Annotated in this window: 14 protein-coding genes; 2 read left to right on the forward strand and 12 right to left on the reverse strand. The window is 66.6% G+C overall.

Going from position 1 to position 13,747, the window contains the following annotated elements; translation table 11 throughout:
- Positions 1-156 precede the first annotated feature (156 nt).
- From ABFT43_RS19565 to ABFT43_RS19585, 5 genes are all read right to left on the reverse strand, one after another.
- Positions 157-2,574, reverse strand: a complete 2,418-nt coding sequence (locus ABFT43_RS19565; protein WP_347961964.1) for an excinuclease ABC subunit UvrA — start codon at positions 2,572-2,574, stop codon at positions 157-159.
- 197 nt (positions 2,575-2,771) lie between these two features.
- Positions 2,772-3,182, reverse strand: coding sequence for a VOC family protein (locus ABFT43_RS19570; RefSeq protein ID WP_347961965.1), 411 nt, complete (start codon positions 3,180-3,182; stop codon positions 2,772-2,774).
- A 20-nt stretch (positions 3,183-3,202) separates the two neighbouring features.
- Positions 3,203-3,634, reverse strand: coding sequence for a helix-turn-helix domain-containing protein (locus tag ABFT43_RS19575; protein WP_457590191.1), 432 nt, complete (start codon positions 3,632-3,634; stop codon positions 3,203-3,205).
- Positions 3,635-3,705: 71 nt separating this feature from the next.
- Entirely contained in the window at positions 3,706-5,409 is a 1,704-nt protein-coding gene (locus tag ABFT43_RS19580; RefSeq protein WP_347961967.1) for a phospho-sugar mutase, read from the reverse strand.
- Positions 5,388-6,617, reverse strand: a complete 1,230-nt coding sequence (locus ABFT43_RS19585) for a glucose-1-phosphate adenylyltransferase family protein (RefSeq protein ID WP_347961968.1) — start codon at positions 6,615-6,617, stop codon at positions 5,388-5,390. The genes ABFT43_RS19580 and ABFT43_RS19585 overlap by 22 nt, the downstream gene beginning before the upstream one ends.
- Before the next feature lie 65 nt (positions 6,618-6,682).
- Between ABFT43_RS19585 and ABFT43_RS19590 the strand changes: the two genes are divergently transcribed.
- The gene (locus ABFT43_RS19590; protein WP_347961969.1) at positions 6,683-7,801 is read left to right on the forward strand and encodes an NAD(P)/FAD-dependent oxidoreductase; all 1,119 of its coding nucleotides are present in this window, start codon (positions 6,683-6,685) and stop codon (positions 7,799-7,801) included.
- Positions 7,802-7,816: 15 nt separating this feature from the next.
- On the opposite strand, the gene ABFT43_RS19595 is transcribed toward ABFT43_RS19590, so the two are convergent.
- The 7 genes from ABFT43_RS19595 to ABFT43_RS19625 form a co-directional block, all read right to left on the reverse strand.
- The gene (locus ABFT43_RS19595) at positions 7,817-8,548 is read right to left on the reverse strand and encodes a hypothetical protein (RefSeq protein ID WP_347961970.1); all 732 of its coding nucleotides are present in this window, start codon (positions 8,546-8,548) and stop codon (positions 7,817-7,819) included.
- A 421-nt stretch (positions 8,549-8,969) separates the two neighbouring features.
- Positions 8,970-9,956 (reverse strand): oxygenase MpaB family protein, encoded by a 987-nt coding sequence (locus ABFT43_RS19600; RefSeq protein WP_347961971.1) that lies wholly within the window; start codon positions 9,954-9,956, stop codon positions 8,970-8,972.
- 93 nt (positions 9,957-10,049) lie between these two features.
- Entirely contained in the window at positions 10,050-10,793 is a 744-nt protein-coding gene (locus ABFT43_RS19605; RefSeq protein ID WP_347961972.1) for a VOC family protein, read from the reverse strand.
- On the reverse strand, positions 10,790-11,116 hold the full coding sequence (locus ABFT43_RS19610) for a hypothetical protein (RefSeq protein WP_347961973.1): 327 nt from the start codon (positions 11,114-11,116) through the stop codon (positions 10,790-10,792). Before ABFT43_RS19610 ends, ABFT43_RS19605 begins: the two co-directional genes overlap by 4 nt.
- A 36-nt stretch (positions 11,117-11,152) precedes the next feature.
- Positions 11,153-11,374, reverse strand: a complete 222-nt coding sequence (locus tag ABFT43_RS19615; RefSeq protein WP_347961974.1) for a DUF3263 domain-containing protein — start codon at positions 11,372-11,374, stop codon at positions 11,153-11,155.
- Between the two features lie 181 nt (positions 11,375-11,555).
- Entirely contained in the window at positions 11,556-12,743 is a 1,188-nt protein-coding gene (locus tag ABFT43_RS19620; protein WP_347961975.1) for a DUF475 domain-containing protein, read from the reverse strand.
- Positions 12,740-13,024 (reverse strand): hypothetical protein, encoded by a 285-nt coding sequence (locus ABFT43_RS19625; protein ID WP_347961976.1) that lies wholly within the window; start codon positions 13,022-13,024, stop codon positions 12,740-12,742. Before ABFT43_RS19625 ends, ABFT43_RS19620 begins: the two co-directional genes overlap by 4 nt.
- Positions 13,025-13,355: 331 nt before the next feature.
- On the opposite strand from ABFT43_RS19625, the gene ABFT43_RS19630 reads away from it, so the two are divergent.
- Entirely contained in the window at positions 13,356-13,700 is a 345-nt protein-coding gene (locus tag ABFT43_RS19630) for an RNA polymerase-binding protein RbpA (protein WP_347961977.1), read from the forward strand.
- Positions 13,701-13,747 lie beyond the last annotated feature (47 nt).

Raw genomic sequence — 13,747 nt, forward strand, 5'->3', positions numbered from 1 at the left:
CCGCGTTGCGTCGAGGCTGTGACGCCGCAAGGGGCGGGTAACGGTGATCTCACACGGCCACAGGCGGGCTGTGAGATGCGCGGACCGAGCCACGACCCCATGGCCCCACACCGCGGCGAGCGCGGTGTGGGGCCATGGATCGGTGACAGAGCCGGGTCAGGCGCCCACGTATTCGGCGAGGTGCTTGCCGGTGAGCGTCGACCGGTCGGCGACGATCTCGGCGGGCGTGCCCTCGAACACGATTCGTCCGCCGTCGTGGCCGGCGCCGGGGCCGAGGTCGATGATCCAGTCGGCGTGCGCCATCACGGCCTGGTGATGCTCGATCACGATGACCGACTTGCCGGAGTCGACCAGACGGTCGAGGAGTCCGAGCAGTTGCTCGACGTCGGCGAGGTGCAGGCCGGTGGTCGGCTCGTCCAGGATGTAGACGTCGCCCTTCTCCCCCATGTGCACGGCGAGCTTGAGGCGCTGGCGTTCGCCGCCGGAGAGTGTGGTCAGCGGCTGTCCGACCTTGATGTAGCCGAGCCCGACGTCGACGAGTCGCTTCAGGATCTTGTGCGCTGCAGGCAGTTTCGCATCGCCGGATCCGAAGAACTCCTCGGCCTGCGCGACGGACATCTCGAGGACCTCGCTGATGTTGCGGCCGCCGAAGGTGTACTCGAGCACCTCCGGCTGGAACCGCTTGCCCTCGCACACCTCACACGGCGCGGCAACTCCCGCCATCATGGCGAGGTCGGTGTAGACCACGCCGGCACCGTTGCAGCTGGGGCATGCACCGTCCGAATTCGCGCTGAACAGGGCCGGTTTCACCCCGTTTGCCTTTGCGAACGCCTTGCGAATGGGTTCGAGCAGGCCGGTGTAGGTCGCCGGGTTGGAGCGTCGGGAACCCTTGATCGCGGTCTGGTCGATCGAGACCACGCCCTCGCGGTTGGCGACCGAGGAGTCGACCAGCGAGCTCTTGCCGGATCCGGCGACACCGGTCAGGACGACGAGGACCCCGAGCGGGATGTCGACGTCGACGTTCTGCAGGTTGTGCCGGTCGGCCCCGCGCACCTCGATCCTGCCGGTGGGCGTGCGGACCTCCGGCTTGAGTTGGGCGCGGTCGTCGAGGTGACGTCCGGTGAGGGTGTCGGCCTTGCGCAGATCCTCGACGGAACCCTCGAAGACGATCTCGCCTCCGTCGGTGCCCGCACCCGGGCCGAGGTCGACGACGTGGTCGGCGATCGCGATGACCTCGGGCTTGTGCTCGACGACCAACACCGTGTTGCCCTTGTCGCGCAGGGCCAGCAGCAGGTCGTTCATGCGCTGGATGTCGTGCGGGTGCAGGCCGATCGACGGCTCGTCGAAGACGTAGGTGACGTCGGTCAGCGACGACCCGAGATGACGGATCAGCTTGGTGCGCTGGGCTTCACCGCCGGACAGGGTGCCGGCCGGACGATCCAGGGAGAGATAGCCGAGGCCGATGTCGACGAAGGACTGCAGGTGCTTGCGCAGGCTCTTCAGCAACGGCGCGACCGACGGTTCGTCGAGTTCGGCCACCCACTCGGCGAGATCGCTGATCTGCATGGCGCAGGCGTCGGCGATCGAGATGCCCTTGATCTTCGACGACCTCGCCTCCGCGGTCAGGCGTGTGCCCTCACACTCCGGGCAGGTCTGGAAGGTGATGGCGCGGTCGACGAACGCCCGGATGTGCGGCTGCATGGCCTCACGGTCCTTGCTCAGCATCGACTTCTGGATCTTCGGGATGAGGCCCTCGTAGGTGACGTTGATGCCGTCGACCTTGATCTTCGTCGGCTCCTTGTAGAGGAGGTCGTCGAGCTGCTTCTTGGTGAATTTCGCGATCGGCTTGTCGGGGTCGAAGAAGCCGCACCCGCGGTAGATGCGGCCGTACCAGCCGTCCATGGAATAGCCGGGGATGGTGAGGGCGCCCTCGTTGAGCGACTTCGAGGAGTCGTACAGCGCGGTGAGATCGAAATCCGACACCTCGCCACGCCCCTCGCAACGCAGACACATGCCGCCGGTGATCGAGAAACTGCGCCGCTCCTTGACCTCGCGGCCGCCCTTGGTGACGGTGACCGCGCCGGCGCCGCTGACCGACGCCACGTTGAACGAGAACGCCTGCGCCGGACCGATGTGCGGCTCACCCAAGTGGCTGAACAGGATTCGCAGCATGGCGTGGGCGTCGGTGGCGGTGCCGACGGTCGAGCGGATGTTGGCGCCCATGCGTTCCTGGTCGACGATGATCGCCGTGGTCAGTCCCTCGAGGACGTCGACGTCGGGGCGGGCCATCGTCGGCATGAAGCCCTGCACGAAGGTGCTGTACGTCTCGTTGATCAGTCGCTGCGACTCGGCGGCGATCGTCGAGAACACCAGGGACGACTTACCCGAACCCGACACACCGGTGAAAACGGTCAAACGGCGTTTGGGCAGTTCGACGTCGACGTCCTTGAGGTTGTTCTCGCGCGCCCCGTGGACGCGGATGCGATCGTGGGTGTCGGCGGGGTGGATCGCGGGACGTTCGGGGTCGGCGCGGGTCCCGGTGGATCGGGAGGCGGTTGCGGTGGCTGGGCTCATCGTCTCTCCATCAAGGCTGTTGGGGCGCAGCGGTCTTCACGTTCTTCGGTCACGTAAGTCGAGGCCCGGCCGTGAGATGTGTTCGCCGGGGACCCTGTCGATCCAACCACGTGCGTGACCGGGCTTGCGGGATGTTCTCCGAAGGCAGTGGGTGTCACGGCCTCGGGCGGTGGTTGTCGTCCGGCACCGCACATCGGTCAGCTCGCCTGGTCGATGCGGATGAGGTTTCCGGACGGATCGCGGACCGCGGCGTCACGCACGCCGTACGGTTGGTCCATGGGCTCCTGGACGATGTCGACACCATTGGCCTGCAGCTTCTCGAACAGGCCGTCGAGGTCGTCGGTCGCGAGAGTCAGCGCGCCGTAAGAACCTTTGGCGATCAGCTCGAGAATGGTCTGTCGCTCGGCGTCGGTGATCCCGGGCTCGGCGCCGGGCGGATAGAGCACGACGGACGTGCCGGGCTGATCGGGCGGTCCGACGGTGAGCCACCGCATGCCCTCGTAGCCGACGTCCTTGCGGACCTCGAAACCGAGGAGGTCGCGGTAGAAACCGAGTGCCGCTTCGGCATCGGTGTGCGGGAGGAATGCGTACTGGATGGTGATGTTCATGAAAGCCAGGCTAGGCACGATCAGCCGTGCCGCGCTTCTCGATTCCTGATCGGTCTGGTGATGTTCTTGGCCATGCACGGCGGGATGCCGTCGGTCGAGTCCGCGTATCGCTCGCGGTAGACGGTCGGCGGGACGCCCACGAGTTCGGTGAAGCGTGTGCTGAAGGTGCCCAGGGACTGACACCCGACCTCGAAGCAGACCTCGGTGACGCTGAGGTCGCCGCGGCGCAGCAACGTCATCGCGCGTTCGATGCGGCGGGTCATCAGGTAGGAGTACGGGGATTCGCCGTAGGTCTGCTTGAACCTGCGGCTCAGGTGGCCGGCGGACATGTTCACGCCGCGCGCGAGGGCCTCGACGTCGAGGGGCTGGGCGTACTCGCGGTCGATCCGGTCGCGCACCTTGCGCAGCAGTGTGAGGTCGCGGAGACGCTGGTCGTCGTCGGATCGGGACACGGTTTCGATGGTAGGGGTCGCGGACCCGATTCCCATGCCCGTCGCGTGCGTTCCTCGTGTCTCTGCCGGTCTCAGCCGGTGAGAACGGCCGCGACGTCGGCTTTCAATGCCTCCAGCCGCTCGGCGGCCTCGTCGCGCGGGATGTGGCCGTCGGGACATCCCAGCACCACCTCCAGGTAGCACTTCAGCTTCGGTTCGGTACCCGACGGGCGGACGATGACCCGGTCGTCGGCGGCGGTGCGCAGCAGGACGCCGTCGGTCGGCGGCAGATCGGCCGAACCCTCCGCCAGGTCCAGGAACTCGACGACCTCGGATCCGGCGAGCGCGTCCACCGTGGTGTGCCGGAACCGATCCATCATCGCCCCGATCTCGGCGACGTCGTCGACGCGGATCGTCAACAGCGCGGTCGCGTGGAGGCCATGGCGACGGGCCAGGTCGTCGAGCTTGTCCTCGAGGGTTCGGCCGTGCCCGGCGAGTTCCTCGACGAGGGCGAGCACACGGACCATCGTGGAGATGCCGTCCTTGTCGCGAACGGACTCCGGGTCGGTGCAGTAGCCGATCGCCTCCTCGTAACCGAACCGCAGATCCGGTGTGCGGGCGATCCACTTGAAGCCGGTCAGCGTCGCCGCGAAGTCCAGGCCGTGGTGCGCGGCGATCTTGCCGAGCAGCCGGCTCGACACGATCGAGCAGGCCAGGGTGCGGCCGGCACGGTCGTGGTCGGAGGCGGCCTGCTCCCCCAGCAACCAGCCGATCTCGTCGCCGGACAACTGGCGCCAGGCGCCGTCGCGGGTGGGCATCGCGACCGAGCACCGGTCGGCGTCGGGGTCGAGGGCGACCACGATGTGCGCGTCGACTCGGCGGGCCAGGTCGAGCGCGAGGTCGAGGGCGCCCGGTTCCTCGGGGTTGGGGAAGGCGACGGTCGGGAAATCGGGATCGGGCGCGAACTGCTCCTCGACGACGTGGATGTCGGTGACGCCGGCCATTCGCAGCACGGTGAGCGCGGTGACCCCGCCGACACCGTGCAACGGGGTCAGCACGACCCGGATCGGGCTCGGCGAGCCGACGCGCCGTAGACCGGCGGTACGCGCGATGTAGGCGTCGACGACGTCTCCACCCAGCGCGGTGACACCCGTGGCGGCGCGGGCGACCTCGTCCGCCGGCGGTGCGCTCGCGATACGAGAGGCGATCTCGGCGTCGGCCGGCGGAACGATCTGCACGCCGCGGCCGGTGTCATCGGCCGCGCGTCCGCCGAGATAGACCTTGTACCCGTTGTCGGCGGGCGGGTTGTGCGAGGCGGTGATCATGACGCCGGCGTCGCAGTCGAGGGCGCGGGTGGCGTAGGCGGTCACCGGGGTGGGCAGCCGGCGTGGCAGGGTCAGTACGGTGAGGCCTTGAGCGGCAAGGACTTCCGCGGTGGCGTCGAGGAAGTCGTCCGAGCCGTGCCGGGCGTCGCAACCGACGACGACCCTTGCCGTGGGACCGACCGTGTCGATCAGGTACCGGCCGAGTCCGTGGGTGGCTCGGGTGACCACGGCGACGTTCATCCGCGTCTCCCCCGCCCCGATCTCGCCGCGGAGTCCGGCGGTCCCGAACATCAGGGGGCCGCGGAACCTGGACTCGAGCTCGGCGAGCGCCACACCATCGCCGCTGTCGGCGGCATCGATGAGACGGGTGAGTTCGGCCCGGGTCGCCGGGTCCGGGTCGTGGTCTCGCCAGATGCGCGCGGTCTCGATCACGCGCGCGAGGCTATCAGTCACCGCACACGGCGGTTGCATTCGATGCGGTCGCCCAACGCAACCCGAGCGCCGCGAAGAATGCGGGTGTCCATGCCGACGAGGGTGATCTTCCGGGTCGGGACCGGACGGGTGCGGGGATGCCCGCCGACCGTGGCGTCGGGACCGACCCGGACTCGTTCGTCGAGGATCGACCACGCGACCGAGGAACCTGCGCCGATCACACTGTCGGCGAAGACGATCGAGTCGACGACCGAGGCCCCCTTCTCGACGACGACACCGGGTCCGAGCACACTGCGTCGAACCGTGCCGTGGACGCGGGCACCGCTGCTGATCAGGCTGTCCTCGATCACCGCGCCGGCCTCGACGCGCGCGGCGGTGCGTTGCGGCTGGTTGGTGAGGATCGGACGGTCGGCGCGGAACACGTCGAGCTTGCCGGCGAGCAGGTCGCGGTGGGCCTGGACATAGGTCTCGGGGCGTCCGGCGTCGATCCAATATCCGGACATCGCGTGGGCGACGGTCTTGCCGCGGTCGACGAACCACGGCAGCAGGTGTTCGCCGAAGTCGCCGAGGCCGGTGTCGTCGGCGGCGGAGTGCTCGGTGGTCTTGCGCATCAGGTTCTCGAGACCTTCGACCAGAACGGTCGAGTCGTAGACGAAGATCTCGGTGGCGATGGTGCGGGTGGTGGCACGCTCGGGTTTGTAGCGGAACTCGCGCACGGTGCCGTCCCGGCGGGCGGTGACGGTCGCGTGCCGGGAGGCTTCGTCGAGCGCGCACGTGGTGGTGACGACGGTGCACTCGGCGCCGTGGCGGCGATGGGTGTCGAGCGCGTCGCGATAGTCGAAGTCGTAGACGTGGTCGGCGCTCATGACGATGACCTCGGCGGCGTCCTGGTCGACGATGCGGTCGCGGATGCGGTAGAGGAGGTCGGCGTTGCCGGTGGCGAATCCGTCTTCGGTCTCCGGCGCATCGGTCTGCTCGGGCATGACGATCCGCAGGCCGCCACTGGTGCGGTCGAGGTCCCAGGGGCGCCCGCCGGCGACGAGTTGGGTGAGGCCGTCGGCCTGGTACTGGACGCACAGCCAGACGTCGTCGATGTGGGAGTGGTGCAGGTTGGACAGGGGGAAGTCGATGAGCTGGTAGTTCCCCGCGAACGGCAGCGCCGGCTTGGCCCGGCGGTCGGTCAGGACCTCCATCCGGGAACCACGCCCGCCGGCCTGAACGATCGCGAGGACTTCGGAGTGCCGCATCAGCCCAGTGTGCACGAGCCGTGGGACCCGGTTGGGTAAGTTCGCTGTGCGACGAGGGAGGACATGTGGACCGAGTCGAGTGTCTGGTGGTCGGCGGCGGGATCGTCGGCCTGGCGGTGGCCCGTGCGCTGGCGCTGACCGGCCGCGAGGTGGTCGTGCTCGAGGCCGCCGACGCCGTTGGCACGCAGACGACTTCGCGCAGTTCCGAGGTCATCCATGCCGGCATCTACTATCCCGAAGGCAGCCTGAAGGCACGACTCTGCGTGCGTGGTCGCGAGATGCTGACGCGGTACTGCGACGAGCACGGGGTCGCCTGGCGTCGGCCCGGAAAGCTGATCGTCGCGACCGACGACGCGCAGTCGGGTCGGCTCGAGACGTTGTTGCGCCACGGACTGGCCAATGGTGTGGAGGATCTGCGCCGCGTCGACGAGTCCGAGCTCCACGAGTTGGAACCCGAGGTCTGGGGCGTCGGCGCGTTGTTATCCCCGTCCACGGGGATCGTCGACGTGGCGGGGATGGTGCGTGCGCTGCAGCGTGACGTCGAGGATCTCGGCGGAGCAGTGGCGTTGCGGAGCAGGGTCGTCGGCGGGCGCGTCGACGATGCCGGCGTGACCCTGGAACTGGCCGACGGTTCGGCCGCATCGGCGGACCTCGTCGTGAACTGCGCGGGGCTGGGTGCGTGGTCGGTCGCCGAATCGCTCGTCGGCTTCGACGGTCCTGTCCCCCAACGACATCTGGCGAAGGGGAACTACTTCGGACTGACCGGTGCGCGAGCTCCTTTCGAGCATCTCGTGTATCCGGTGCCGGTGGACGGCGGACTCGGGGTGCATTTCACGATGGACCTCGACGGTGCGGCGCGGTTCGGTCCGGATGTGGAATGGATCGACGGGGACGCCGAGGACCTCGACCATCGCGTCGACGAGGGGCGTCGGACGGTGTTCGAGGAGGCGATCCGTCGGTACTGGCCGGGTTTGCCGGACCAGACGTTGACTCCCGCGTACGCAGGGATTCGGCCGAAGGTCGGGGGTCCCGGTGAGGCGGCCGCGGATTTCGTCATCCAGGGACCGAATGAACACGGTTCGCCGGGACTGGTGAATCTGTTCGGGATCGAGTCACCGGGGATCACGTCGTCGTTGGCGATCGGCGGGTATGTGGCGGAGAGCTTCAGCCCTCTCACACACTGATCCGCAGATAGACCGTCAGACATTCCTGCCCTTTTTCGCTTCAGCCCTCTTTGCGACTGTGTCACTGTTGTATTCATAGTTCTGCGCATAGGAGATGATCTCGATCTTGTAGATCTGAGCTCCCGCGGTCGTCATCCATCCGATATTGCCCACAGGTATCGAGTAGGTGACAACATTCTCGTTTTCGACACATTTCCAACCAGTACCGTAGGAGAAGATTCCATACTGCGTCGCTCTGGAACCACTTCCGGTGGACCATACCTTCGGAGATCCCATGCTGGACATATACGGAGTGCTGGAACCGGTCACGTACTGCGGATCGATGTCCAATGCAAAAGTGCCGGGCCCCTTGCGTTTCGCCCAGAGATTGACCTGTCCGTAGACGCAGAGCCTGTGGTTGGTCCAAGCACTCTTGGTGACTACGCCACCTTTGAAGAATCCAGCCATACTGAGCTGGGACTTGTCAGAGCTGTCATAGGTCACGTTCATCGAAAACGATCCCGTGAGACTGAGCCGAATCTTCGACTCGGTCCAACGGGTACTCTTGCTGTGATTCACATTCACCGTCTTCACCGCAGCATCCGCGGCGCCGGTGGCACTCACGGCAACCGCGAGTGCACAGCCAAGGGCCATAATCGTGGCGATAACACGAACCCTTGAGTTCCTGACAACATTCATCTGCATCTCCCGATTCAGCACACTGCCGGCGACGTGATACCAGACAGTACCGCAGAAAAATGCACGCACGACAGAATCAGAAAAATGCATCGACCATGACAAATGGTAAGGACGGCGAAGAGAATCACTTAGTGATCCACACTATTGACAATAGTGGCGGGAGACCACCCGAGAACCTCGCAGTCCCCACTTCAGTCCATAGCCTCGCACGACCCAGATCGGATGCTCGGTTCAGTCGCAGGTCCGATCACGCGACTGCAAACGACTCCTGCGTAAGCGGATTCGATTGCACTCGCTCATCGGTCCGGACCCACCGACGCATGAACCCGAAGTCCCTACACAGATGCTCGACAGCTCATGGTGTGTAAGCGGAATCTATCGTTCACCGGGTCCGCTCTCGACCATGAGAGCCGCGTGAGCCGCTACGAAACGGGTGGGCGGGACTGGGCCGACGCACCCCCCAACATCGGCGCGTCGGCTCAGTCCCAGCTCATTTCGACGCGTACTGGTATGCGGCGCTGGCCTTTTCGCGACGCTTCATCGCCTGGATGGCGTCGTGGTGCCGGCGCGCGTGGTACGCGAGCGGGAAATAGGTCAAGCGCTCCGGCAGGGTGCGGTAGGCGAACCGCAGCCGGGCGTGGATCTTCTCGAGGTGGCGCTGCTCCTGGTCGGTCCAGGTGAGGCCGAGGATCTCGCGGACGCGCGGATCCATCACGCCGACGGTGGTGAGGTAGTTGAAGTTCTGGAGCGGCACCGACGCGGTCGCGGCGACCTTCTTCAGCGCCGGACGCAGCGGCCCGGGCACCGTCTTGGGGACCGGCGGGGCCTGGCGCATCTGCTCGATGAGTTCGACGGCGACGGGGTGGCGAACGAGTTTGTTCTCGATGAAGTCGTCGAAGTACTCGTCGAACTCCTCGAGGGTCTCCGGGTACCCCTTCATCGGGACCTGGACGATCTTGGCGATGCGACGGTTGTCGCGCAGGAGCTCCTTGCGCTCCTCAAGCGAGAACTCGCGTCCCAGCATCAACGGCGCGGCCGTCGTCATCGTGGGGAACGCGGTGGCGATCACCCAGGCGTAGGCCTCGGGGTTCAGCGCGCTGATGTGCCTGCCCTCGGCATTGCGCATCTGCAGGGGCTGATGCAACTTGCGCAGGCGGTGCCCTTCGGCGATGGCCTCCTGGCCTCCGTAGGTCCAGCGCAAGACCGAGTCCGCCGAGCGGATCGCGCGGCCGATCGGATCCTTGCGGAACACGGAGAACTTGTCGACGACGTCCCCGATGATCGGGTGCATCACCTGCATCACGAAGGCAGCGCCGTTGATCGGCAGGAACGTGTACAGCCCCGTGAGCCGCGCGGTCAGGGAGTCCGGCGGGATCAGTTCGATCTCGGCATCGCGATGGTTGATGAGGTGGTCCGCGCCCTCGAGGTCGGCCGCATCCGACGCAGTGGACGTCGGATCGTCGTGTACCGCGGTCATGGCACCCCCATCTCGAGCGAAGCCTGCTTTCGACAACATTCGTAGTCAGATTACCGCAGTCCTCGGCCAAAAGACAGCATCCGCCGTCTTGTCTCAGGCGGGACCGATGACGACGGTGCGTGTGCCCAGAGATCGCTCGCGCACGGTGAAGATGCGGGTGCCCTTCTTGCGGCCGACGCGGATCTCGCTGAGATCCAGGCCCGCTGCGGTGAGCCGCGCGTGCGTGGCCTCGATGTCGGGCGCGCGCCAGGCGACGCCCCACAGGGTAGCCGCCGCCGGCATGGGCGGTGCGTCCGGCGATCGGGTTCCGGTCACGACCTCGACGATCAGGTCGTCGGCACGGAAGAAGAGCTGGCGGGCCGTGTCCCCGATCGGCTGGTCGAGCCGGAAGTCCAGTCCGAAGACGCCGCCGAACAGGGCGACGGCACGGTCGCGGTCATCGCTCATGAAGACCAGGTGGTCCATCCCGGTGATGTCGCCTGCCGGGACTGGTGCGATGCCGGACGGTCCGGCGACACCGAGCGGGGTCGGCTCCCCCACCGCAGCGATCCCGGTCTCGGTCAGCGGGAACCCGCGCCTGGTCAACAACCGAAGCGCAGCCGGCAGATCGTCGACACTGAAGTACACGCGGTGCGCGCCGTCGCGGTCGACGTCCGTGCCGGGCTCGCGGTCACCCAGTCGGAGTTCGGTGTTTCCGACGACGATCGGCATCGAGGGATCGGCGGCGTCGAGACCGAGGAGCACGCCGTGGGCACCGGCGGTCGCGGCGGCATCCGCGCAGGCGAGTTCGATGACCACCGTCGGTCCGGCGGTCGACGAGGAAATCGGTGGGATCACCGCTTCTTCTTACCCTTCCGTCGCCGGACCGGCGCCTCCGGGCGATGGGTCAACTGCGCCGAACTGGTGATGTGCCACCGATTGCAGACGCATTCGTAGTAGCGAAGCGTCACCGTGCCGAGGGTCCGCGCCCTGATGCGTTCGATCCCGTCCATGGCCGCGGCCGGCGAGGTGAACGGGAGCTTGTCCGGCGTCGGGCACTCCGGGAGATCGGCGAGCCGGGCCGAACGCTCGGCGCGCCTTCGATCCATCAGCTCCCGGTATGCCGTGCGTGCCTCGATCTCGCGATAGAACGCTTCGAGTTCGTCGTCGGAGAAGGGCACGACATCGATTATCCCCGTCGACGGAGAACCCGTCGCTCAGCGGGCCATCCAGAGTCGTCGTTTGATGACCTGGCGCATACGCCGGAGTTCCGATTCGGTGAGGGCCTCGGGCGGGTCGGCGTCGACGAGACGATCGAGTTCGGCGAAGAAGTCCCGATCGGACACGCCGAACTCCTCGATGATCTGCTTGGATGAACCGCCACCCAGCGGGTACCAGTTCTTCTCGAACTGGATCATCTGCAATTGCCTGTCGTCCATTCACACCACCGGTTGGTTGCCTGGCAAGTACTCGATTCGGGGTGACCCACGTCACCAACGCCGTCCTTTCTACACCGGCGGACCAACAGATGACAGGAGGACGCCCAGACTGATCCGAACGTGTCCCGAAAGGTTCATCGGGTCGTCATGAACGACCCATCAGATGGTCTGGGACGTGGATTCAGGCGTTCACCGAGGACGGCGAGTTGCGCTGGGCGTCACGTCGATTCGCGCGGATGCTGCTGGCGAGCGAGGCGCCGATGAAAGCGACGCCGACGAGACCGGTGACGATCTCGTCGATGTGGTACTCGACGCCGAGCAGCAGGATCACCGCGAGCGCACCGATCGCCCAGTGGGCGCCGTGCTCGAGATAGCGATACTCGGAGAGCGTGCCCTTGCGGACCAGGAAGATGGTGATGGAACGGACGAACATCGCGCCGATGAAACCGAGGCCGAGCGCGATGATGATCGGGTCCGAGGTGATGGCGAACGCGCCGATGACGCCGTCGAACGAGAACGACGCGTCGAGAACCTCGAGGTAGAGGAACAGGAAGAAGCCTGCCTTGCCCACTGCCTGCACGGCCGGCGACGGGCCGCGGGACCTCCCGGACTCCCCCGGCGCACCAACAGACCGCCCCGCGTCGACTCCCCCGGTCTCGGCCTCCGCGGCGTCGGCTTCCCCGGCAACGGTTCCGCCGGTCTCCGGACCGTCGGCCATGAACAGCGAGCTCAGGCCGTCGACGGTGATATAGGTGACCAGACCGAGGATGCCGGCGATGAGCACGGTCGCGCGGATGTCGTCGGCGGCGAGGTACTCCGCGGTCAGCACGAGTGCGACGGCCGCGAGGACGACGGGCAGCTGGTCGAGCTTTCCGATCTTCGCCAGCGGTCGCTCGATCCAGGTCAGCCACTTGCGTTCCCGGTCGGTCAGCACGAAGTTCAGGAACAGCAGCAGCAGGAACATGCCGCCGAACGCGGCGATCTGCGGGTGCGCCTCGGTGAGGATCGTCTCGTAGCTGGGCCGTCCGTCGGCGAAATGCGACCCGCCGTCCGGCGGCGGGTTGGTGGCCAGCCGCAACGCCTCGGCGGGGTTGAGCCCGCCGGTGATCCACACGATCAGCAGCGGAAACAGCAGGCGCATGCCGAACACCGCGATGAGGACGCCGATGGTCAGGAACATGCGCTGCCAGAACGCGCTCATCCGCTCCAGGATGGTCGCGTTGATGACGGCGTTGTCGAAGGACAGCGACACCTCGAGGATGCCGAGGATCGCGGCCAGCGCCAGACCGGTCCAGCCCATGTAGAGGTAGGCCACGACGAGGGCGATGATGGACACCGCGAACGACAGGCCGAAGATGCGGGCGATCACCGGAGTCGCTCGGCTTCCTTCGCGAGCTCGAGCAACCGGTCGGTCAGCTCGGCGAGGACCTCGTGGTCCGCGCGTTCTTCGACTGCGGTGCCCAGGTCCTCGGCGGCGCAGCGCAAGGCGAACATCCGGTCGCCGAAATCCGCGGCCTCGGCCGGGGTGAGGATCACCGCGTCGGCGGGAATGCTGGTGCCCTCGAGCTGCGTTCTCTGTTCATAGGCGCGCTGCCTGCACGACCGTTTGCAGTACTTGCGCCGCCGGCCGAGCTCCGAATCGACCATCATCGTGCCGCACCACGCACAGGCGTACGGGCGACGTCGGTGACGGGAGGGCTGTTCCACAACGACAGACCGTACCCGGTTCGGCGATCGCAGCGAGGCAGGGCACGGCGAGTCGGGACGCAACCGGATGGGCGGCGCGTGACAGCTGGTGACCGCCGCCGAATCGGCACGCGGTCGGCAGTGACGAAATGGGCAGTGACGAAATGGGAGGCCGGATGCGCGTAGAATGTTTCTGTTGACGACTCAGTTGTTGGGTTCAACGGTGAACACCACGCGAGCAGAGCTGAGAGATCCGGCAAACTGAGAATCTGAGGAAGTCTGAGAGGAACCCTTCATGGCAGATCGAGTACTTCGGGGTAGCCGCCTCGGTGCGGTGAGCTACGAGACCGATCGCGACCACGATCTCGCGCCGCGTCGCATCGTCCAGTACCGCACCGACAACGGTGAGATCTTCGACATCCCCTTCGCAGACGATGCCGAGGTCCCGGCCACCTGGCCGTGCAAGAACGGCATGGAAGGCAAGCTTCTCGAGGGCGCTCCGCCCGAGGAGAAGAAGACCAAGCCGCCGCGGACCCACTGGGACATGCTGCTCGAGCGCCGCACCGAGGAAGAGCTCGAGGTTCTCCTCAACGAGCGTCTCGAACTCCTGCGGCAGCGTCGCAAGGGCGCCGCGCACTGACGCGACCACGAACACCAACGCTTCGGCCCGGCAGGTTGACCTGCCGG

The organism is Gordonia aurantiaca (assembly GCF_039939235.1).
GTDB lineage: Bacteria > Actinomycetota > Actinomycetes > Mycobacteriales > Mycobacteriaceae > Gordonia.

Bases quoted from the DNA above. Each gene is read 5' to 3' on its own strand.
- ABFT43_RS19585 (WP_347961968.1), bottom strand. From the start codon at position 6,617: ATGCGGCACTCCGAAGTCCTCGCGATCGTTCAGGCCGGCGGGCGTGGT.
- ABFT43_RS19580 (WP_347961967.1), bottom strand. From the start codon at position 5,409: ATGCAACCGCCGTGTGCGGTGACTGATAGCCTCGCGCGCGTGATCGAG.
- ABFT43_RS19570 (WP_347961965.1), bottom strand. From the start codon at position 3,182: ATGAACATCACCATCCAGTACGCATTCCTCCCGCACACCGATGCCGAA.
- ABFT43_RS19615 (WP_347961974.1), bottom strand. From the start codon at position 11,374: ATGGACGACAGGCAATTGCAGATGATCCAGTTCGAGAAGAACTGGTAC.
- ABFT43_RS19625 (WP_347961976.1), bottom strand. From the start codon at position 13,024: ATGATGGTCGATTCGGAGCTCGGCCGGCGGCGCAAGTACTGCAAACGG.
- ABFT43_RS19600 (WP_347961971.1), bottom strand. From the start codon at position 9,956: ATGACCGCGGTACACGACGATCCGACGTCCACTGCGTCGGATGCGGCC.
- ABFT43_RS19630 (WP_347961977.1), top strand. From the start codon at position 13,356: ATGGCAGATCGAGTACTTCGGGGTAGCCGCCTCGGTGCGGTGAGCTAC.
- ABFT43_RS19565 (WP_347961964.1), bottom strand. From the start codon at position 2,574: ATGAGCCCAGCCACCGCAACCGCCTCCCGATCCACCGGGACCCGCGCC.